The 22,160-nt window shown below is 45.4% G+C and carries 19 protein-coding genes; 5 read left to right on the forward strand and 14 right to left on the reverse strand.

Features of this window, described 5'->3' with window-relative positions; genetic code table 11:
- Positions 1 to 144: 144 nt before the first annotated feature.
- The 5 genes from QSH61_RS18155 to QSH61_RS18175 form a co-directional block, all read right to left on the reverse strand.
- Entirely contained in the window at positions 145 to 381 is a 237-nt protein-coding gene (locus QSH61_RS18155; protein ID WP_206473495.1) for a hypothetical protein, read from the reverse strand.
- A 58-nt stretch (positions 382 to 439) separates the two neighbouring features.
- Positions 440 to 1,711: a sensor histidine kinase gene (locus QSH61_RS18160; RefSeq protein WP_206473497.1), complete on the reverse strand. Its 1,272-nt coding sequence runs from the start codon at positions 1,709 to 1,711 to the stop codon at positions 440 to 442.
- Complete coding sequence (locus QSH61_RS18165) at positions 1,689 to 3,038, reverse strand: sigma-54-dependent transcriptional regulator (protein ID WP_174170209.1); 1,350 nt, start codon at positions 3,036 to 3,038, stop codon at positions 1,689 to 1,691. Before QSH61_RS18165 ends, QSH61_RS18160 begins: the two co-directional genes overlap by 23 nt.
- Before the next feature lie 61 nt (positions 3,039 to 3,099).
- The gene (locus tag QSH61_RS18170) at positions 3,100 to 3,951 is read right to left on the reverse strand and encodes a D-hexose-6-phosphate mutarotase (protein ID WP_174170208.1); all 852 of its coding nucleotides are present in this window, start codon (positions 3,949 to 3,951) and stop codon (positions 3,100 to 3,102) included.
- A gap of 161 nt (positions 3,952 to 4,112) precedes the next feature.
- Positions 4,113 to 6,071 (reverse strand): methyl-accepting chemotaxis protein, encoded by a 1,959-nt coding sequence (locus QSH61_RS18175; protein ID WP_174170207.1) that lies wholly within the window; start codon positions 6,069 to 6,071, stop codon positions 4,113 to 4,115.
- 267 nt (positions 6,072 to 6,338) lie between these two features.
- Between QSH61_RS18175 and QSH61_RS18180 the strand changes: the two genes are divergently transcribed.
- The gene (locus QSH61_RS18180; protein ID WP_174170206.1) at positions 6,339 to 7,634 is read left to right on the forward strand and encodes a porin; all 1,296 of its coding nucleotides are present in this window, start codon (positions 6,339 to 6,341) and stop codon (positions 7,632 to 7,634) included.
- A gap of 102 nt (positions 7,635 to 7,736) precedes the next feature.
- Here QSH61_RS18180 and asnB read toward each other — a convergent pair whose 3' ends face one another.
- The 5 genes from asnB to QSH61_RS18205 all read right to left on the reverse strand — a co-directional run bounded on the left by asnB (position 7,737) and on the right by QSH61_RS18205 (position 14,181).
- Positions 7,737 to 9,752 carry an asparagine synthase (glutamine-hydrolyzing) gene (gene asnB, locus QSH61_RS18185; RefSeq protein ID WP_206473498.1) on the reverse strand — a complete coding sequence of 672 codons (2,016 nt, stop codon included), beginning with the start codon at positions 9,750 to 9,752 and terminating at the stop codon, positions 7,737 to 7,739.
- Positions 9,753 to 9,761: 9 nt separating this feature from the next.
- Positions 9,762 to 10,832 carry an aspartate/ornithine carbamoyltransferase family protein gene (locus tag QSH61_RS18190; protein WP_010376561.1) on the reverse strand — a complete coding sequence of 357 codons (1,071 nt, stop codon included), beginning with the start codon at positions 10,830 to 10,832 and terminating at the stop codon, positions 9,762 to 9,764.
- A 109-nt stretch (positions 10,833 to 10,941) separates the two neighbouring features.
- Positions 10,942 to 12,363, reverse strand: coding sequence for a sodium:solute symporter family protein (locus tag QSH61_RS18195; RefSeq protein WP_206473499.1), 1,422 nt, complete (start codon positions 12,361 to 12,363; stop codon positions 10,942 to 10,944).
- Positions 12,360 to 12,791, reverse strand: coding sequence for a hypothetical protein (locus QSH61_RS18200; RefSeq protein ID WP_206473500.1), 432 nt, complete (start codon positions 12,789 to 12,791; stop codon positions 12,360 to 12,362). The genes QSH61_RS18195 and QSH61_RS18200 overlap by 4 nt, the downstream gene beginning before the upstream one ends.
- 142 nt (positions 12,792 to 12,933) lie before the next feature.
- Entirely contained in the window at positions 12,934 to 14,181 is a 1,248-nt protein-coding gene (locus QSH61_RS18205) for a Zn-dependent hydrolase (RefSeq protein ID WP_206473501.1), read from the reverse strand.
- A gap of 233 nt (positions 14,182 to 14,414) precedes the next feature.
- On the opposite strand from QSH61_RS18205, the gene QSH61_RS18210 reads away from it, so the two are divergent.
- The 3 genes from QSH61_RS18210 (at position 14,415) to QSH61_RS18220 (ending at position 17,170) form a co-directional block, all read left to right on the forward strand.
- Positions 14,415 to 14,813, forward strand: a complete 399-nt coding sequence (locus QSH61_RS18210) for a YbaN family protein (protein ID WP_010606936.1) — start codon at positions 14,415 to 14,417, stop codon at positions 14,811 to 14,813.
- Positions 14,814 to 14,939: 126 nt separating this feature from the next.
- Complete coding sequence (locus QSH61_RS18215; RefSeq protein WP_174170201.1) at positions 14,940 to 16,736, forward strand: S8 family serine peptidase; 1,797 nt, start codon at positions 14,940 to 14,942, stop codon at positions 16,734 to 16,736.
- 11 nt (positions 16,737 to 16,747) lie between these two features.
- A complete protein-coding gene (locus QSH61_RS18220) occupies positions 16,748 to 17,170 on the forward strand; it encodes a serine protease external chaperone (RefSeq protein WP_174170200.1) in 423 nt (140 codons plus the stop codon).
- Between the two features lie 34 nt (positions 17,171 to 17,204).
- Here QSH61_RS18220 and QSH61_RS18225 read toward each other — a convergent pair whose 3' ends face one another.
- From QSH61_RS18225 to QSH61_RS18240, 4 genes are all read right to left on the reverse strand, one after another.
- Positions 17,205 to 17,744 (reverse strand): carboxymuconolactone decarboxylase family protein, encoded by a 540-nt coding sequence (locus QSH61_RS18225; RefSeq protein ID WP_088532102.1) that lies wholly within the window; start codon positions 17,742 to 17,744, stop codon positions 17,205 to 17,207.
- A 204-nt stretch (positions 17,745 to 17,948) separates the two neighbouring features.
- Complete coding sequence (locus QSH61_RS18230; protein WP_206473502.1) at positions 17,949 to 18,824, reverse strand: retropepsin-like aspartic protease; 876 nt, start codon at positions 18,822 to 18,824, stop codon at positions 17,949 to 17,951.
- 66 nt (positions 18,825 to 18,890) lie between these two features.
- Positions 18,891 to 20,270 carry a sensor histidine kinase gene (locus QSH61_RS18235; RefSeq protein WP_206473503.1) on the reverse strand — a complete coding sequence of 460 codons (1,380 nt, stop codon included), beginning with the start codon at positions 20,268 to 20,270 and terminating at the stop codon, positions 18,891 to 18,893.
- A complete protein-coding gene (locus QSH61_RS18240) occupies positions 20,267 to 20,962 on the reverse strand; it encodes a response regulator transcription factor (RefSeq protein ID WP_174170196.1) in 696 nt (231 codons plus the stop codon). The genes QSH61_RS18235 and QSH61_RS18240 overlap by 4 nt, the downstream gene beginning before the upstream one ends.
- A 532-nt stretch (positions 20,963 to 21,494) precedes the next feature.
- On the opposite strand from QSH61_RS18240, the gene QSH61_RS18245 reads away from it, so the two are divergent.
- On the forward strand, positions 21,495 to 22,139 hold the full coding sequence (locus QSH61_RS18245) for an NUDIX hydrolase (protein ID WP_238536749.1): 645 nt from the start codon (positions 21,495 to 21,497) through the stop codon (positions 22,137 to 22,139).
- Positions 22,140 to 22,160 lie beyond the last annotated feature (21 nt).

Raw genomic sequence — 22,160 nt, forward strand, 5'->3', positions numbered from 1 at the left:
CTAAATAAATCCAGTTGCGCTAGCTTAACAAGAGATGTAAAGAAAAAGTGTGCTTTTTAGTAACAATTTCTTGCGCACGCTACGCCTTAAAACGCCTATTTCGGGGCAAGCAAAATCTGAGTTGCTCTAAATGCGCGTAATTTTTCAGTGATTTTGTGGCTGTGCAAGGGTGACAAACAAGCTAAGTACCGCAAGAGATACTGCAAAAACAAAAAATACCACGGTTGAACTCAACCCCGCCTGCCATTTTGCCGCGGCGATTAAACCCGCGCTCAATAACACCGCCAACTTTGCCTTGGTATGTGCATGTGGTTTGAATGATTTGGAGTAGCTATACGCCATAAAGATAAAGCCGCAGGCCAACAGATAAGTGACTAACATGGTAGCTCCTTGCCAAGGTTTTGAAGGAATTTTAATTATATGCTAATGATAATTATTATCAACAAGGCAAAGTAATTTTTATTAATCCACCTGAGTCTGTGTTGTGACAACTCAGTTGTCCATCATGTAACTCCACAATGGTACGGCTAAAGGTTAAACCTATTCCCTGCCCACTTTCTTTGGTGGAATAGAAAGGAGTAAGCATGTTATCTAGGTTGGCAAAGCCCGGGCCATTGTCTTGTACATCAATCACCGCTTGTTGCTGCTGATAATAAGCATGTAGTGTCAACTTAGCATTTTCACCGCTGGCCTCAATGGCATTTTTTACTAAGTTAATCAGCACTTGCTCAATTAAGGCTTTATCGAGATTGAGCGTATTCACGGTGCAATTTACTTGGATGTCAGTATCCTCAAATAGCGCCGCAACAGAAGACAGTAACAGCATGATAGAGACTGATTTCCGATCTAGTCTCGGGGTTTGCGTAACCTTGGCGTATTGGCTCACAAATTGTTGTAAATGCTGGCAACGCTGACCAATAACACTTAACGCATGCTGCTCTTTTTTGTCCTTCGCTCTTGCCAATAAGGTTTGCGCTAGGGAGCTGACGGGCGTCAAACTGTTGTGGATCTCATGACTTATTACTCGGATTAAATGTTGCCAAGCAGCCAGCTCCTTTTTACGTAATGCCTTAGTAATATCGAGTGCGACAAGTAAAGAAAACTGCTTACCCTCTTGAAAGAATTCACTACTTTGTAGTTGCCACCGAGATTGCTGCGCTGTATCTGCAAAATGCCAGTGATTATCTTGTTGCACCAGCCCAAACTGAGCCGCGCTTATTCCCTTACACTCTAACCAAGGGCGATGATAAAGCGACTCAAATGCACCATTGGCATAGGCAAGTTTGAGTTTTTCGTCAAACATCATAATAGGCGTATTAAGGCTGTCTATTAGCTGATAAATGATAAACTGCTGACTATGATAGCGGCGCTTTTGACTGTGTAGCTGTGCACTTAAGGCCAGTAAGCGCTGTTCAAATTCGGCTACCACGCCCGCTGTATAATGGGGCTTAATAGTTTGCGTAAAATCACTTTGTGCAATCGCTTCCAGCTGCCAATTAGCACGCATGGCAATGCGTTTAAGGTGAGACAACAGTATTTTTTGTAACCCGCCCAACAGCCCCAACACACTCACCGATACGGCAGCTACCCACGTTATCTCTAGCTGTAATTGCAGAAGCAGCAAAGTCAGTAAAACCGTACAGCTAATGGTTAACAGCGTACAGTAGGCCCCAAGCCGCCACTCAGCGCTAGCCAGATGTTTTAAGGCCATATTTTTCCAAACGCCGATAAAGAGAAGAGGCCGTGAGCCCAAGTATTTTAGCGGCTTCAGCGACATTGCCTTGGGCCCGTTGCATCGCTTGCTCCACCATTTCCTGCTCCACTTGTTGCAAGGTCTTGCTTGGCATATCACTGATCACTTTAGGTGCGGCGGTAAAGCGTAGTTGGCAATCACTGAGCTCAATCTGCAAGCCCTCCGCCATTAACACGGCTCGCTCCATGACGTGACTTAACTCACGCACATTGCCGGGCCAATTGTGTTCAATCAACACAGCTTTAACCGCAGGGCTAAGTTCACGAATTGGCTCACCATACTGCGCACAGAATTTAGCAACAAAATACTCAGCCAACGGCACGATATCGCCAAACCGCTCGGCGAGCCTCGGCACTTCAATCACAATTGTATTGATGCGATATAACAAGTCTTCTCGGAACTCACCGGCTTTCACTAAGTCGTCAAGATTGGTGTTGGTTGCGCAAATAAGTCGACAATCCGCTTGTTGCGTCTGACTGCTACCCACAACTTCATAACTGCCATTTTCCAGCACCCGCAGTAATTTTGCTTGTAAAGGAAGTGGAATAGTCGCAACTTCATCCAAAAATAATGTGCCCTGCTTTGCCATTGCAAAACGACCAACACGATGCTGCTTTGCATCTGTAAACGCCCCTTTGCTATGACCAAACATCTCACTTTCGAATAATGATTCTGGCACCGCGCCCATATTCACCTCAACCCAAGGTCCTGCTGAACGATTAGATTGTTGGTGTAACCACTGAGCTAAATGACTTTTCCCCGCGCCACTTGGACCGGTAAGCAGCACCCGAGCGTCGGTTTTTGCTACTTTGGCAAGCTGCTTATATAAAGATTGCATCGCCTGAGAGCGCCATTGAAACGCGCCGCGCTCGCTGTGTTTTGCTACGATATTCGCTTGCTTTAATGATATTTTGAGTTGTTGCTGCACGGCTTGCAGCAGCTGCTGATTGTCCCATGGCTTTTCGATGAAGTCGCTCGCACCAAGCTGCATTGCAGACACCGCTAACGCGACATTTCCCCAACCGGTAATACAGATCACTGGCACATTAAGAATGGAGTCACGTAGCCAGCGCAAAAAGTCCAGCCCTTCATTACCTGAGGTGGTATCTCGGGAGAAGTTCATATCGAGCAAGGCTAATGACACTTGCTTAGCGGTGAGCAGTGGCTTGGCAAGTTCAAGGGTTGCCGCCTCAATCACATTGAAACCTTGATCTTCTAAAAAGAATACGGCGCTGAGGCGTACTTCGGCGTTATCGTCGATAACCAGTATTGTGGGCTTTTCCATAGGGGGAATTTTTATTGTTATAGGGTTTCAGCGGAGCATAGTGTGCTCCGCGAATATAAAATTATAACCAACGGATGATTGTACTTAAGGTATGGCTTTCACCTGGTGCAAGTTGCACGGCATCGTCCATTACGTTACAAGCTTCTAAGCACAACATCTTGTGGTATTCGTCATCATTAAAGTTGCTTAAACGCTGTGACTTTTCAATCCATGGGTTCCAAAGCACACAAGAAGTTGAGTTTTCACGTTTTACTTCAATAATGCCCGCAGGCGTGTTGATGGTTTGCACCGGGCTTGCTTGGGTGTACACCATATCGGTTTCGCGGGCAAAGCTAACTACTTCGGTTTGCTCAAATGGACCTTCACCAAATTCGATATATTTCGCGCCTTGTAACCCGTCTACCGTGGTATTACCGACTTCTGGCGTTGGGAAATACGTATGTAAGGCTTGCGTTAACGTAAATGGCGCATCACCAGTATTGATATTGGTCAGTCGCACTTCAAGCTTGTCTGATAACACAAACTCGACCTCTAATTGTGACGTGTGTGGCCAGTATTGCGCTTCAACTAAGGTCATCGGTAGTGTGAGTTTAACGGTAATTTCATCGCTTTTTTCTTCAACGCTGTGCGCACGCCAAAGTAGCTTGCGAGCAACCCCATGAATTGGCCAATCCGCTTTGCTATGTACGCCAAACCAAGGCCAACAGATTGGAATACCACCGCGTACTGGTTTACCTTCAAGGTAATCTTCCGCCTCAGAAACCCAAATTAAATTGCCTTTTCCTGCTGGTGTAAACTCGGTAAGTTGCGCGCCCTGTAAAAAGATCTTCGCTTGGCAAAATGCACTGTCGACCCAAATATACTCTAGTCCGGACTCAGTGCGCTCGATTGAAACTGAAGGTGATAATTCCATGGTGATTCCTACGTCAACTCAATGATATGCCTACCTTACCACTTAAATACTACGAGTAAACTGTTATCCATCCAATTTGAAAGTTATTCAATTATACCAATGCGGTAGCACCGTGAGAGCGTTGCTCTCACGATTTATGGAACTTGAGGATTGGGCTAAAGCTATACTTTAAATTTGCCCACCAGCTCTGTGAGTGTGCTCGACAATGAATGTAATCTCACGCCATTTTGATTGGTATTCACAGCGATATCACTCACGCTATCCGCAGCATTTTTAATTTCCACCACGTTGCGATTAATGTCTTCAGCAACATGTTGCTGCTCTTCAGCTGCGGTGGCGATTTGCGTGTTAAGGTCGCTAATATTGACAATCGCTTGGGTAATTTCACTAAATTGTTGTTGCGCTGAGTTTGTCAGTTCAACCGTTTGCTCCGTACGCGTTAGGCTGCGCTTCATTTCTCCCGACACCATTTCCGTCATTTTTCTAAGCTTATCAAGCTGAGAGGCAATTTCTTCCGTCGATTCAGAGGTACGCTGCGACAACGCGCGTACTTCATCGGCCACAACGGCAAAGCCACGGCCATGTTCACCTGCGCGTGCCGCCTCTATTGCCGCATTTAACGCTAAAAGATTGGTTTGTTCTGCTATGCCTCGGATCACGCTGAGTATCGACATAATATTTTCGCTTTCGGTGTCGAGCTGCATGATATCTGCGGTTGCCTTATTGATCACTTCAGATAATGTTGTGACGCTCTCGACAGACTCTGTTATCACCCTTTGGCCCAACTCAGATGCTTGCTGAGTTTGTCCTGCAAGCTCAGCCGCATTGGCGCAGCTTGCCGCCACTTCATTTGCGGTTGCCGCCATCTCATTAATAGCAGTAGCAGCCATTTCAAGCGCTTGCTGTTGTTGACTGGTAGCGCCGGTGAGCTGATCAGACTGCGAAGCGGTTTGTCGTGAGGTTTCATTAACTTGCTGCGCACACTCGTTGATTTGCGTCACCAACTCAGCAATGAGATTTAAAAACAAATTAAAACTCGTCGCCAGTTTGCCTGTTTCATCCTGAGCTTTAATGTCTAAACGCTGCGTTAAATCACCACCGCCTTGTGAAATTTCAGTTAAGCCATCACTCACTTCTACAATGGGCGCTGAAATCAACTTAGAAATATAACTTGCTAGCAACAAAAATACGGTGATCAGGACAGCACTTAGAATCAATATCGTCAGCGTCATCGCATTGGCTGCAGCCATTACCTCACTTTTTTCAACTAAACCAATAAACTTCCAGCCTAATTTGGGTGCTGTATAGATGTTGGCAAAGTAGTCTTGCCCGTTAATTTCGAGCTCAAATAGCCCATCTTTATTTTGAGCCAATTCACGATAGCGGCCGTTCGCAATGTCTGCCAGCTTTTTAAATCTATGTTCGGAGAACTTGGCATCGACCAACACATTTCCAGTGTCTTCCACTAGCATTAAATAGCCGGTCTCGCCCAATTTGATATTGCGGATGATTTTGGTCAGCCCTTGCAGTGACACATCCATACCTTGAACACCCACGGTTTGACCATTGGCAGTAACCGCTTTTACCGTCGACACAATCACCATATCATCCGGCGCCCAATAATAGGCGCTAGTGCGGATCGTCTCGCCATTTCCTGATTGTCCTGTTTGATACCAAGGACGCTGTCTAGGATCGTAGTTTGCATTCACTTCACCTAGAGGCCATTGAATATAACCACCTTGCTGATTCCCCATGTAGATATAGGCAATGCCGGGGTGCGTGTTACCAAAGTGCTCAAATAACGAATATGCTGCTTGCTCTGTTTTACTTCCTACTTTGGAATTAAGTCGAGTGGTGCTGGTTGAATCCATATAAGTTTTCACGTCTTGCTGCGCGCTCAAGACTTGTGCATGGGTTGCCAAATAGTCTACGTTTTTTGCAATTTCATCAAAAAACATCTGTATGCCATTCTCAACCTGTAGCGCCTCTCGATCACTGAGCTCCGAGAAGGTCTCTATTCCCTGCTGCCTAGTTTGACTGATAATAAGCCCCGCGATGATTAACAAAGGAAGCGCGATTGCCGTTGCGAAAGACAGCTTTAATTTTTGCGATATATTCATGAATAAACACCGTTTCACAGATAGTAAAAATATAGTGAGGGATAGGCTATTGGGCAAGAATGACATACAAATGTGATCACTTGTTCGTCTTATATTCATCTTAGGTATGGTTAAATGTTGGGTAACTTTGAGGTCGGATAGGCCACAGTGTTACTATGGATAATTCAATCAAGGGCCATAAAATTTATTTGCTTTCTGCAATGATAGCTTTGGTGGTCTACAATTTGTAAGAGGTTTTGCGCTCAACCATTTAACAACGGGACAACTATGTTAAAACTTTCAACCATCTCACTCGGATTAGGTCTAGCACTTTGCTCTAATTCAGTGCTTGCCGAAAACTCAGAAATTGACGCGTTAAAGCGCCAATTGGCTGAACTTCAGAAGAAACTCACGCAGCTAGAACAAAAAGAGCAGGCGCGAGCACAACAGGAAAAAATCGCAAAGGCTGAAAAAGCCGAAGCAAAAGCTGAAACTAAAACTCAAGTTGCAGCAGCTGAAACAAAACCGGCCATCAAAGTCGGCGGCGCGATCAGAACAAACTACAGCCATACGTCTTATGACGATGACAACAAGAACCGTGGCGGCGATTTTGACTTCGATATTTTCAGATTGAACTTCTCTGGCAATGTCGGAGGCTTTGGCTTAAATGCTGAAATCCGCTTTTTCGACTATATGACTGCGGTAAAATACGCTTACCTAGACTATGACTTTGCCGACCATTGGCAAGCTCAGGTTGGTATGACTAAAGTACCTTTTGGTAACTCACCTTACAATTCACACAACTGGTTCTTTAACACTACCTATTATATTGGTCTTGAAGACGACCACGACATGGGGGTGGTATTTAAACGTAAAGTGGCGGACAACTGGCAGCTTGATCTTGGTTTTTTCAAAAATGATGAGCTAGGTGGTGTGGACGGTTACGTGGATGACCGCAGCGATCGCTACTCTTATGACGTGGTAGGTTTCCGTAAAGCGGGCGATGGCGTTTATGACGACCCAACGCAACCAATCGGCGAATACAACACCTTTGTTGGTCGTTACGCGTATCATATTGAACACAACGGTGGCACAACTGAAATTGGCGTCTCTGGTCTTGCCGGAGGCCTTCACGACGGTAATGACCGAGCAGGTGATTACAACGCGTGGGCACTACATTTAAACAGCAACATTGGCCCTTGGAACTTACAGTTACAACACGGTGAATACCATTACGATATTGATGATGTAAACCGTATGGCAGTAGGTGCTTATGCATTTTATGATTCCATCGCAGCAGAAGCCACCATGTCGAACTTTAATGTAGCGTACAACCTGCCAGTTGAGTTCGGTCCAATTACCGATCTGCAATTTTATAACGACTTCGGTATTATTTACGACAAATCCGATAACACTGAAGACACTTGGATGAATGTCACAGGTGTGTCACTCGCTGCGGGTGCATTCTTCACCTATGTTGATTTAGTTCACGCAAAGAACCAGCCGTTTATTGGTGGTTCAATCGCAGGCGATAGTGACGAAAGCGAGCGTCGCTTCAACATTAACTTCGGTTATTACTTTTAATCTAAGGGATTAATCTTAGGTATTAAATCAAAAAGGCGATGCGCTTGTTGGCGCATCGCCTTTTTATTACCTTACTTTCTGAAATACCAATAAGATCAGCCTTTACTCTGTGGTTGCCCTCCAACCAAGGCGCTCCGCTTCAGCGGCGGCAAATTGAGGTAAGTCTGCGGCGATAAATTGTTTGTGCAGTATTTGCACACCAAGCAAGTGATTGATCACGGCATCTAGTTGCACTTTGAGTGAATCATCTGCGTCTGGCGATTCATGTAACTCAAATAGCGCATTTACCGCTTCAAAATCTAATAAACCAGCGGCTTCTACAGCTTGTCTAGATAAGTATTTATCGGCCAGCACGCGCATTGCCGCCCATTTTTTCTTATCCGAGTGCGCCGGTGGTGCCATAAAAGCAAACTTTTCTCGTTCATACAGCACTTCTGGCAGCAGTCCTTTCATCGCTTCACGTAACACGTACTTTTCTTTACGATCTTTAATGCGATATTGCGGGGGAATGGTAAAGGCAAACTCAGCGAGGTGATGATCCAAAAAGGCAGGCCTTGCCTCCATCGAATTGGCCATGTCGACCCTATCTCCACCCCAAGTTAATATTTGCCCCTCAAGCATGGTTTTAATCCACACATACTGGGCTTTGTCGAGTGGATGGCGGGACTCTAACATGGCATCATCTAAAGTCTCGGCAATCGCTTTGCCTGCGTCATAACCCGTGAGTATTTCTCTGTGTTCGGCGGCAACGAGTTGATGGGCAAAGTGACTGCATGACAGCCAAGGCTGCAAACAACTTGGTGTGAAACCAACCACCTCATCTAATGCTGCACTATCGTATTGCTCACGGGAAAGCATAGCCCCCTTAAACAACTTATTGCTGTCTTCCAGCATGGTTTGCCACTGGGCTTTTTCGGTGTCATCAAGTTCATCTAAGCCATATAAAAACAGGTCTTTTCTAAATGCTGGATAACCCGCAAAAAGCTCATCGGAGCCTTCTCCGGTCATCACAACTTTATAATTAGACTCGTTAACTTGCTGACTCATCAAGTATTTCGCAACACCAAGCGTGTTATAAATGGTTCGTTCGGTATGCCATAAAGTTCGCTCGAAATGGCCATATAGCTCGTCACCGCTTAACGACATAATATGATGATCGGCCTTGGTGGCTTGCGCCATTTGCTTTGCAATCGACGTTTCGTCGTACTCAGCACTATCAAAGCCTATGGTAAAGGCCTTAATTGGTGCTTGCGCCGCAGCTGAAGACAAACCCAAAATAGCGCATGAATCTATGCCACCACTTAAGTAACAACCTACCGGGACGTCTGCGGTGAGTCTCAACTGCACCGCTTCTAGCAGCTGTTTGCGCACGCCATCAATGTAGTATGCTTCATCTTTGCTATTTAAATACGCTTGCGCCTTCGGAAAGTTAACATCCCAATAAGGTCTATCTTCAATGCTAAAACCTTGTTCGCTTCTGGTGATACTAACAACATGTCCAGGTTTGATTTGATGTACATTCGCAAATGCCGTGCTGCCGGGCACCATGACTTGGATCAGTTGATGAAATAGGCCTTCACTTGAGAATCGGCGCTTAACTTTAGGGTTGGCAAACAGCACCTTCAGTTCTGAGCCAAACACAATTTCGTCTTCTGTTTGGGTGTAGTACAAAGGTTTAATACCAAAGCGGTCTCTCACTAAGTGTAGTGTATCGGTTTGTTGGTCATACAACGCAAACGCAAACTCACCGCGCAGATGCGTCAGCATCTCATCGAGACCAAGCTGCTGATATAAGTGCATAGCAATTTCTGAGTCGCTTTTACTTTGGAACCTTGCCCCTTTTGCTACCAGCTCAGCTCGGATCCGCGCGTAATCGTAAAACTCACCGTTGTGAGCCAACATTAGACGCTTGTCAGAACTAATAAAGGGCTGCCGCCCTCGCTGCTCGTCGAGGTCGATTATCGACAGTCTGGCGTGACTAAATCCCACGCCAGCCATTTGTTTATAGCCAAAACCGTCGGGGCCACGATGATGTTGAATGGCTGCCATGTTTACTAATAATTGATTATCTATTTGTGTTTGCGCTTGCGTTGAAAAAATACCAGCAATTCCGCACATAATATCTCCCTAAATCACATCCATCACAGTACTGGCGCGCTGCACCATACAGGTCAATAAGGCTTGGCGTAAAAAGACGGCACCACGTGCCTGACTAAAATACCAATTGTGTGGCGTGGCATCTAAACTGGTACACAGCTCTTCACCCCGAGCCAGAGGATGAAGCACTATCGCATCGGGCTTAAAGGGGGAATCTGCGCTCAATTTAAACGACTTTCCATAGGTTTCGAAGCTTTCACCAACCCATGCAATGGAATTGATATACACCACATCAAGCTCAGGTAAAACGGCGTTCAAGTCATGGCCGATAGACACCTTGACCCCCGCTTCCTCTAGCTGGGCTAATTGCTCGCTCGACACCGCTTCCTCGACACTCTCGTCGTAGAGCAGGAATATTTCGTCCACAATGCGCGGAAAATGTGTAAACATTTTCAGCAGGCTACGCACCGTACGCATTTGACTCGGCACGCCAATCACACCAATTTTTATAGGACTAAAGGCTTCGCTGTCAGGGAGTAATAACGACGGCCGCCATTTGAAGATAGTGTATAGATCAGACATCGCTTGTGTTGGGTGCTCATCAATGCCATTACCTGCGTTGATAATTGGAATGCGTAGGCTGTGGATCATCTCTTCAATAGACTCCACAGAGGTGTCACGTAAAACGACACAATCGCCATAATTATTGAACATCTCGGCGACATCTTGCAGCGACTCCCCTTTCGCAATGCCCGTTGAGGAGCGATCGGTGATCGACATAATATCGCCCCCCAAGCGGTGCCATGCACTTTCAAACGACAGACGGGTGCGAGTGCTGGGTTCATAAAACGCACTGATCAAAATTTTGCCACTAAGCGGCGAGCTGAACCTTGCAGGGTTACTTTCATATTTCGCGGCGAGGCGGAATAGCTGGATCAGCACGTCTCGGTCAAGGTGGTCGACACTGATAATGTGCTTATTCTCCAAACAATGCAGCCTGTCCCCGTCTTCTTGTATCGCTCTGAGTAATGCTTTGGGATGTGCATCCCCGTAAACATCCGGCTGCGCTCGATTAAACTCTACTTGCTGCGCACTTACCATAACTGCCTCTTTTTAAAATCAATAAGGAACATAACGACAAGGACAACAGGACATAAACAACTGAGCACTATGGCCAGCCAAATTAAACTAGAAAATGCGCCCAATGAGATCATACATCCTCCACTTTGCTTCGTGTGCCCAACGCTTGCCAATGGAATGATTGCTGACTAAAACGCCAAGCAATCACACAAATTAATAACGACACCGCACAAGAAACTAATGCAGCGACATAAAAACCAATATAAAAATACCCAATCAAACCTGATACCGTGCCAAGCAACATAGCCCAACCAGCGCTATTTCCCGTCATTCGCGCAAAGTACAAACCAAATACGATAGGCCAAATGGTGCTGGCGACGAAGGCACCAGCGAAGTTCAACAAGGCACCCAGCGTGGCGATTTTTGGTAAACACAAAAGCCAAGTTACTACACCTAAGATGACAATGATCCACTTAGCACTTTTTAAGCGTTCGCTATCGCTCGCCTTTGGTTTGATGTATTGCAGGTAAATATCTTGATTGATGAGATCTGACGTTGCGGCGAGCAAAGAGTCCAAGCTCGATGCTAGCGCTGAGAACACCACAATGAACAGAATGATCGAGCCGGTATAGCCGAGCACTTGGCTTGCAACCAAGGGTCCCACCATATCGGCACTAGCGGGATACAAACCTAAACTCGGCGCTGCCAGCGCAATAAACCCAGTTACGATGGGGATCGGTAGCCACAGTAGTCCTGCGATAAAATACGCCTTTTTGCCCACCCCACCTTTAAATGCAAACGCCCTTGACCACCATACGTTGCTGTGAAAAATTTCTCCTAAACCAAAAAAGATATTGTTGAATAAAAACATCACAGCGGCAGGAAAAAGCAGGTCGAGTAGCTTGGGGTGGTCGCTACTGAGTTTTTGGTGAATTGGTTCAAGCCCAACATTCATCGCCACGACAATGGCAATTCCGACGACACCTGCCAAAATAATAATGGCCTGTAGAAAGTCCGTGGCGATCACCGCTTTTAGACCGCCAAAGAGCGTGTAGACCACACACATCAGCAGAATAATCGACATACCAAGGTGATAATCTAAGCCACTTAGGGTGTGTAGCAAAATGCCACCGGCCATGCCTAGACTAACGAGCCAGCTCATGGCATACACGAAAGAGATCAGCAAAAAGACCCACCAAGAGAAACGCCCAAACCGCAACCGCATGAAGTCGCCACTGGTGTAGCCGTGGGGTAGTAAAGTTTTGATGCGTTGGCTTAGCGGCGCAAATAGCAACAATCCGAATGCGGCACAGGCGTAGCCTATCATGCCCCAAATACCAAACTGATAAGTGAGCTGTGGCGCAACTAAAGTGGTATTACTGGTGACCCAAGTTGCCATCGCAGTGGCACAAGCAAAGGCCAACCCAACATTTCTACCGGCCAGCGCAAATTCATTATGTGACTGCACGCGCCTGCCAATCCACCAGCCAAAAAATACCCATAGCAAAGCAAACGCTAGGGCAAGACCGAGCGCCAATGAAGCATTTATCATACGCTTTCCTTATCGTGCGTTTGCTTATTACCCACCATAATCATCCCTACAAGTAGCACAAATAAGCACAAGCCCAGTACAAACAGCGCAAGCGCCAGCGTTAACTGATGATGTTTGACTGAAAATGAGACCGACGTTTGTGCCGAGTTAGCAGAGGGACTACCTAAGGTTGCGAGATAATCACCATCAGCCAAGCCACTAATGGTTACCGCTTGTTGAGTCGGCTGAAGCGAAAGGGAGAGGGAGTAAGGTTCCGAAAGATGTTGAATGGATAGCTGTGTTGGTTGTTGTAGAGGCGGACCTGTACGCTCAATGTGTAGCGTAATAAACCCAGCAGTCACGACCTCATCGCTCACCCTCAGCGAGGCGGCAAGCCCACTAAAGCTCGCAGCAAGTAAGACCAAGGTTACTACTCGGGCGATCCACATCCTCATAATCCCTAACTGCGGTTATCCAAGTCCGAATTCGCCGCAAGTTTTGCTATCCACATTATTCTAGTAGTAACAAAGACTAGCCCAAGGATCAAATTTGTCTAGTAAAGCCTCACCCAATTTCACCCCAGCCTTACATTTATTCTTTTGTTTTTATTGCTCTTTTTTGAACACATTGCAGCAGTAAATTACTCCCAGCTTCAACATCATGCCAATGACTCCATTCGTCTGGCGCATGGCTAACGCCGTTGAGTGATGGAATAAATATCAGCCCCGTGGGACACACTTCTGAAAAAAACTGGCTATCGTGACCAGCACCACTTGGCATGATTTGATAATTCAGTGACAAGGCCTCTGCTTGTTGACTAATAAATTCCACCATCTCAGGTGTGCACTTCATTGGAGACAACCAACTCACCTGCTCGTATTCAAACATTAAATGGTGTTTTCGAGCGATGGCTGAAAGCGCTTTACGACAGGCAATTTCAAGGTTCTCCATCACCGTTTCGTCCATATCACGCGCGACGATGGTGAAATCCACCTCTCCAGCAATCGTATGTGCAAAACCCGGCTTTAATTCTGCCTTACCGACGGTGATCCTCGTGGTATCTGTGCCGTCCTCTGCAATAATGCGGTCTAACTGGTAGGCAAAGTCAGCCAACCCCATAAAGGCGTCGCTGCGCATCTCCATGGGGGCTGTGCCTGCGTGGTCGGCCTTTCCAATTAATTTAACCATCCATTTAAATACTCCCGAAATCCCTTCCACCACACCAATTTGAATGCCTTTTTGATCAAGCACGGGCCCTTGCTCTATATGTAATTCAAAAAAACTATTTATTTGCTCAGGTTCTAGCCTCGCATTCAGTGCATCCATAGGGTCTAACCCTCGCGCGCGCATGGCATCACTAAGCATACAGCCATCCGCATCATGACTTGTGAGTAATTGGTGAGGCGTTAACTTCCCGGTGAGCGCTTGTGCCCCGATCATGCCGCCAAAGCGCCCTTCTTCTTCACTGGTACCGATGACCCAAATCGGCCTATCCAATTGCACATTGTGCTCTTTTAAAATACGAATACACTCAAACCCCGCAATGACGCCCAAAGTTCCATCAAACATGCCACCTGCTGGTACACTGTCGAGATGAGAGCCGATGATCACTGCGGGTTTCGCTGCGATATCCGGACTGGTCATTTCAATAATCACATTGCCAGCGCCATCCATACGACTCACAAATCCTTCGCTTTGTGCGCATTCCATCAGCCATTTACGCGCTGCAAAATCCTCATTGCTAAAACCTTGGCGATAAATTCCCTTATCTTCATGGTTATAGCCGAACTCCGCGAGCGCAAATAAGGTAGACTTTAGACGTTCTAAATTTACTTGCATACTTTGCTCCTCAACGTTTCAGTCGCACCACTTCCCTGTACTTAACCTGAGATCAGATTCGCTATTTCAAACACTGACGTCCGACTGATAATCTCTTTGCTTTAGCTTAGTTGAAAATTCGCGAATTTCAGCCGCTGTGATATGCTTTTAATAATTGGCTTCTGGTTAACAATGTTGGCTCAGGTCACCGTGATGCGCTGCCAGTTCAGCACTCCCGAAATATGAGGATGCCTATGCGTAAGAAAATCCCCCTATTCAATCGTTGTTTTTGGCTGCATGTTGCTGGCATCGTATTTGTTGGTCTCGGCTTTATCGGCATGGCACTGCCTGTTATGCCTACCACCATCTTTTTTATTCTTGCCCTTGCTTGCTTTACCCGCTCTTCTCCTAAGTTAGAAAACTGGCTGCTTACCCACCCCAAATTTGGCCCGAGTCTGCTTGCATGGCGACAACATCAGGTGATCCCCATAAAAGGCAAGATTGGCGCGGCAGTTGGCATGAGTGTTGGCTTACTGGCACTGAGCTTTAGTGGCGCACCTGTTTGGGTGGTGTGGTCTGTCGCTATAACCGAAGCCGGAGTGCTCAGCTATATTCTAACGCGTCCGTCCATAATTCCTGTAAGCACAAAGTAGTCCCACTTATTATAACAAACAAAATAAAAACAACAAAAATACATATATAACCCACTATTTACATTAAGTCCCTTTTTAGGGTATACAGTTTGTTCTTGTAAAAGAAACAATAAAAACTGAGATACCATGAAAATAAAAATAACTTATCTAGCTACTTTGCTAGGCATACTTCATGGCACTGCTAGTGCCCAACAAGAATACCCATTATTTCCAGGTGATCCCCTTGTCAACCAACAATGGCATTTGAAAAATACAGGGCAAAATGCTTTTTCTGAGCGGGGTGGTGTTGCAGGAGAAGATCTAAACCTTAGCCTTACTCATGCGCTTGGTATTATGGGAACAGGCGTAACCACCGCAGTCATCGACGGTGGTGTTGAGCTTACTCACCCTGATCTTATAAACAATGTAAAACCAGGCTCATGGGATTTCCTTACGAATTCTGCTGATTTAAAACCAGCCAACAGCGGCGATGGTCACGGTACAGGTGTCGCAGGTATCATTGCTGCCAGTGCATTTAATGGCATTGGCGGTCGTGGTGTCGCACCTAGAGCCGGGCTCGTTGGCTTTAACTATCTTAAAAACGGAAGTATGGAAAATTGGTTACAGTCTCACGGCATGTATTCTGATGGTTTCAACAAAGCTTCTTTTGATTTTCCTAGAGTATTTAACCAAAGCTATGGCCGAACCCTTTCATCACCGCAAACATTTAACTACGACTTCTCTCCATGGCTACAGACCTATGAAGATGCTCAAGAAGAGATCACGACTACAAGTCACAGCGGCCGCGGTGCAATTTTCGTAAAATCTGCAGGTAATGGTTACCAAGCTCAAAGCTTTAATGCCAGTGGATTAGGGCCTGGGTATCTATGGTTTGCAAATCGTAACCATGGCTTACCAATGCAAGATGTTAACTTAGAGCGTATTGATACCAGCTATTGGAATTTGGTTGTGTCTGCTTATAATGCTGACGGTAAACGCTCGTCATACTCTACGGTTGGTTCAAGCGTCTTTGTCAGTGCGCCTGGCGGTGAGTACGGCTCAACCACTCCCGCTATAATCTCTACGGACATCAGTGGCTGTGACTGGGGAAGCAACCCGACCAATCTGCGTAACACCTTACATGGAAGCCATCCACTGGATCCTAATTGTGATTATAATGCAACGATGAATGGCACTTCTTCCGCTGCACCAAACACGACAGGGGCAATTGCACTTATCATGTCAGCAAACCCGGCATTAACTTGGCGCGATGTGAGACATATCTTAGCCTCTACAGCGCGTAAAATTGATGCGGACAATCCTGGCGTTACATTGACCTTTAATAATGCGGCTGGAGAAGCACAACAATATGATGCGATCCCCACATGGCAGCGCAATGCTGCAGGTTATAACTACCATGGCTTCTACGGCTTTGGTGCAATTGATGTTGATGCTGCAGTAAATATGGCTCGTTTCTATAATGAAGATAGAGGTAATTTCACTATCACACCTTGGCAGCAAGTTAATGCTAATGTCACCATTCCTGACGGTAGCCTTGCTGGCGCAGAAAGTTCGGTACAAATTGACAACGATGTCACCGTAGAAGCCGTACAGATCCGTGTAACCGGTGAGCATACCAGTACCCGTGACGTTGCAATTGAGCTTATTTCTCCATCAGGTACTCGCAGCGTATTAATGACGCCAAGAACAGGAACTATTTCTGGACGCAACGGCTTTAATGATATGCAAATGCTATCGCATCACTTCTATGGCGAACCTGCGCAAGGCCAATGGACCATTCGGTTAATTGATACACAAAGTGAGGACGAAGCCTTTATCTTTGATCCAGTAAGTGGCGCACCGGACATTCGTGCTGTACACAGAAATAATGCGCAAGATGGCCAGCTTACCTCTTGGCAAATTCGTTTTATTGGTCATAACTAAGGAGAACCATTATGAAAGCACTCTTTTTATCAGTCATACTACTTAGTGGCCAAGCTCTTGCGACCGACAATGTGTTGATAGAATTAACTGAGGCGCCACACGGTGCTGAAATAAACATCAACAATCAATCATTTGTTTCACTTGAAGAAAACAACACCACACTGGTTAAAGGGTTGAAACTACAATCACCAGTAACTGGGGAGGTGTATACCGTAACCGGTGAGATTATCGTTGAACACCTTACGATGATTAACGCCAATACTTTCGCTAGCGACAATAATCTAATTTTAAGCTACGCTCGTGGTAACCGAGCTATCTATCGCCACGCTGACGCACACACTGACCTCACAACTTTGAATGCATATTTACGTGTACAAGCAGGAGTATTGAGCACTCAGATAGGCTTACAGCTTGACGGATTAGAAAGCGAGTAATACCTAGTAGAGAGGCTAAATGCCTCTCTACTAATTAGCTAAACGCTTTAAAAGCATCATCCAGTGGAGTATGTGCGATATGATTCACGTAGTTACTCATCACTTTTTGACTTAGTGCTAAGATGATTTCCAGCAAATTTTGTTTAGTATAACCTGCTGCAAAAAACGCTTTCGTTTGTGCATCACTCAGTTTGCCACGCTCACGCAGCATTTCAAGTGTTGTGGCACGCAGCACTTCTAGTTTCTCATCGCCCAGCGGTGCTTGCTCACGCAGTGCTTTGACCAATTCATCACTTACTTTCATTGATTTTGCGATAGCAGAATGAGCCGGTACACAGTAGTGACATTCATGCTCTACATTAATCGCTTGCCACACCACAGTTTTTTCATCGTTATTGAACGAGCTATTTAAAAAAGCCTCATGTAACACTTGATAACCATGCAGATGCTCTGGTGATTCCGCCATTACACCATGAAGGTTCGGAATACGTCCAAATGCTTGCTGGGACTTCTCAAGTAATGGTTTACCTTTTTGCGGTGCAGATTCTACGGTATGGATTGTAAAGTCAGTCATCAGTTGCTCCTCTTGATGCATTTTGTATTGGTATAACCTGAGCTCTAACTAACCTCAGGTTAACTACTCATTGGATGCTAGACTAACTTTACTTGAATGATCATTCAAATAACTATTCGCTATAGTAAACACCATAACTGTCTAAATTAATATGAAATTTAATTAGCTACTGACTGGTCGAGCGTCAAGCCAGCAGCGTTGGGATCAAAAGTAAATTTTGTTCTCAGCGTAGTCGATAATGAGCTTATCGTCGTTGAAATTACTTAAACCCAGCAGGATAAACGGCTCATCTTTATATCCAAGCACCTCAAACACAGGCATATCCGATAAGTGACTTTCGGTATTGATGATTTCCTTGTCACCTAAGCTAAAACGCAGTGATTCTATGGCCACCTTTTTAGTCGCTTGGTCGTTTAACCCTCGGCTGATGTCTTTTTCGCCCAGCGTTAATGTTAGTTTATTGGCCAGGTGTGAGTTGATGTAGTTGGTTGGAGCGCCGGTATCAAGCACGGCGTCTACCTCTTCGCCATTAAAACTTGCTGTCAGCTTGATGAAATTGTTATCTATTTTAAAACTTTCACTCTCCAAGCCTTGTGTCACGCTACTTGGGCAAACCCCTTGATACAAACTCAGCTCATTATTATTAAAATCAAACACATTACAATATTGCGACATATATCCATGCCCCAAAATTCCTGGCAAGACGCCTTCCACATCTAAGCGGGTCATATCTTTAAATACATATGGAAGCGACTCTGCTGCTAAGTGGCCGACGCTGGTGTGGTCTATCGTTGCCAATACTAGCTCTGAGCTACCACTTGCGCCTTGTACGTCCATTTTGCTTAGCTTATCTTCTGGCAAGGCAAGTGCTGCTTTCAGATTAACCGGTAAAATACCAACATTCGCAGCACTATCTAAAATCATAGGATGGGTAACCGTATGGTTAATCGTTGCCATCACATAGGCATGACCTTTCTCGGTGTACTTCATCGGTAAAGTGAGTGATTGTGGCGCGGTAGACGCGGTGATCCCACAACCAACGGTGGTACATGCCAATGCTGATAAAATAATTGCTCTCATATTTTTGCTCTCAAACTGTTGATGTCGTTGTTGAGCTAACTATGCCGAGCAATTGTCAAGCAATTATCAAGTTAGTCGAGAAAACCGAAGTGAAAAGCTTGCGCCTTGATTTTCAGTACTGGTCGCGGTCAATGTCGCGCCCATCAACTCGGCAAGTTGACGGCAAATTGGTAAGCCGAGCCCCAAACTGGATGTATCGTGGCGCGACCCCTGCGCACGATAAAAGCGCTCAAACACCTGTTCGAGTTGATTAGGCGACATACCTTGGCCGCAGTCAGCAACCGTAATCACCAGTTCATTATCTTGATAACTGAGCTTTAACGTCACAACGCCACCATCAGCACCATATTTAAAGGCATTATCTAATAAGTTCACCACTATCTGTCTGACTCTTCCGGCATCAAGCGTCACGGTCACACCTTCTTGAATATCTGCGTCCAATTTCACGCCTCGCGCTTCGGCCTGTGCTTGGTAACGCACTAAGGTCGATGTTAACAGCTCAGAGAGATTTACTCGTGTTGATGACAAGGTCAGCTGCTTTGACTCGGTTAATGACAACAAACACAGGTCGTCGATAATACGGTTAACGTTGTGAAGGTCTTGGGTTATCACCGCTAACTGAGCCTTATCCATTGGCACTATACCGTCTTCCATCGCCTCCAAGCGCGAACGAATGCCGTTAAGTGGTGTTCTAAGTTCATGAGATAAGTCGGAATTCATTTGTTTATACTGCTGATGCAAACCTTGTAGCCAAGCCGCAAGATTATTAAAACTATTGATGATTTCACCTACTTCATCATGGCGTTTTAGCGCTAAGCGGGTGTCTAACTCGCCCGACTCTATCGCCTTGAAGCTACGTTTGAGCTGTTTAAGTGGCGACAAAAAGTACCACGACCCCAACCAAGCAAGTAATGCAGCAATAATCGATAAGATGACCAAAGTAAGCATAAAATCATCCAACATCGCTTGCTGCAGCGCTTCCTTTTCAAACGACCTATCTAGCAATACCTCAGGCAACCAAAACAACTCACCCTGTGGTGATAACACATATTGCGCCTCATTAAATTGCACCACAAACGCCGCAACACCGGGATGATGAATTGAAAATTGATGACCGGATTTGACCTGCTCATAGTCTATGGTGAGATCGGGGTTGAGGATCTTTACATCCGCTGTTGAGTTAGCATCTCGCCAAATAAATAGCTGCTCAGGAAAGGTTGATGCTAAAAACGTTAACGTCGCTTCTGGGCTCGCAAAGGTTTTACCAGTCAATGCTTCTTCCACTAAGTCATCATCAAGCAATGAATGACCAAACGTTACCGCACTTTGCTTATTAAATGCTAAAAAAGTGCGCTCGGCTGAGTTTTTAGATAGTTGATAAAAGCTTCCGAGTAGCGCAAAGGTACAAAGCGCCACGAGTAAGGTAAATTTGGTTTTTAGCTTCATGAAGACACCTTACGCGCGATAAATTGATAGCCTTGCCCGTAACGAGTGGCGATAAACTTGGGCTCAGCCTTACTGTCACCTAGTTTTTTACGCAAGTTAGCCAAATGAGTATCGACTGCCCGATCCGTAATAGGCGCATCACTTCCCCATACTTGTTCAATTAATTGCGCGCGGCTAAATACTTGTTGCGGCTGCTTGGCCATGGTCAGTAATAACTCGAACTCCACAGCCGTTAACGCTGGTGTTTGTTGTGTTACCGTTACGGATTTGCTCTCAAGATTGATACTTAAGCCATCAAACAACAAAGCGGCACTCTGCTGACCACGATAGCTACGTTTACATAGTGCCTTTGCTCGTGAGATCACTTCTCGTGGGCTATAAGGCTTACATACATAATCATCCGCACCTAGCTCAAACCCCTCAAGACGGTCGGTTTCAGACACTTTGGCGGTCACCATAATGGTAGGAATGTTGCGTGCAACGGCTTCTTTAAGTAACTCACGGCCATCACCTCCGGGTAGCATGACATCTAAAATAGCGAGTTGAAATGTTAGGTTTTGTAGGGCTCGGTGGGCATCTGGGGCGTTATCGAAATGGACAACCTGCATATCCGCTTGTGCCAGATATAAACGTAATATCTCAGCACTACTTGGGTCATCTTCTACATATAAAACAGTATATTGGTCAGACATTGTTGAGATTAATTTAACGAGTTAATGCTGAGATTCTTAAAGCCGCTTTATAACCACAGCACCTCCGCATGACGAGGGATATTTGTAGCCACATTGCAGGGTGATCTTTCAGCTAATAATTTAAGTGACTTTACTATGCCACAGCCTTACTCGTTAAGGAACGTCATACTTACCTCTACTGATACCGCTTTTAACTATCGCATAATAAAACAACATCCGCTTCCATCCCTTCCAGCTACTATAACCATTTAAAATAAAAGGACTTTTACATTACTTACAAGCTCAAAATAGCAACCTTTGCAACTCAAAATTAATAGTGTCATAAAGACACAAACTCATCACAACACAAATTTTGATCAAGCACCAAGATAGAGTCACAGAGACAATATACTCCACTTATTAACATTGAAACCTTTGTTTTGCTTTAACCTAAACAATCGTTTATTGTGTCCAAAAGACATTAACTAAAAAATCAATGAGCTCAGAACACAATTTATCCCAGTTTCACCCGCCTCTTTTTTCAGTAGACAGTGTGTTATTTACAATTTGGCAAGGTAGCTTAAAAGTCCTCCTCACCAAACGCGCCCATGCGCCGTTCAAAGGCCGCTGGGGATTACCTGGAGGGTTTGTTGATGTTGAGCTGGATGACAACACGGATATGAGCGCGCTGCGTAAGATCAAAGAGAAAACCAGTGTTGCCCCACAATACCTTGAACAACTTCAGGCGTTTTCTGGGATCAACCGTGATCCGCGAGGCTTTAGTGTCACCTTGGTTTATTACGCCTTGATTTCACCTCAGCAAGTGGCAACCCAAATTGACTCGGTAGATGATGTGAGATGGGTGGATCTTAGCGAGATCCCAGATCTTGCTGTGGCTTTTGATCATAAGCATATTATTGAAAAGGCCAAGGCAAGGCTGCAGCAAAAGGCGTTATATTCCATGATCCCGGTTTATTGTTTGCCAGATCAATTTACCATTGGACAACTCAAAACCGCCATCGAAGCCATTATCGCCAAACCCATTCAGCGCAAGAGCTTGGTAAGACGAATTGAAGCCTCAAACATGTTTGAAGCACTGGATGAAAAGGTCAAGTCAGGCGGACGGTTAGCACAGCTCTATAAGCTAAAGCCTGATGTCGATATCGTGCATTTTGAGCGCAATCTGAGCTTAGGATAAAATGCGATTGTGCGGTGTTTA

Origin of the sequence: Pseudoalteromonas sp. JC3 (assembly GCF_030291895.1) — a bacterium.
Classification (GTDB): Bacteria; Pseudomonadota; Gammaproteobacteria; order Enterobacterales; family Alteromonadaceae; genus Pseudoalteromonas.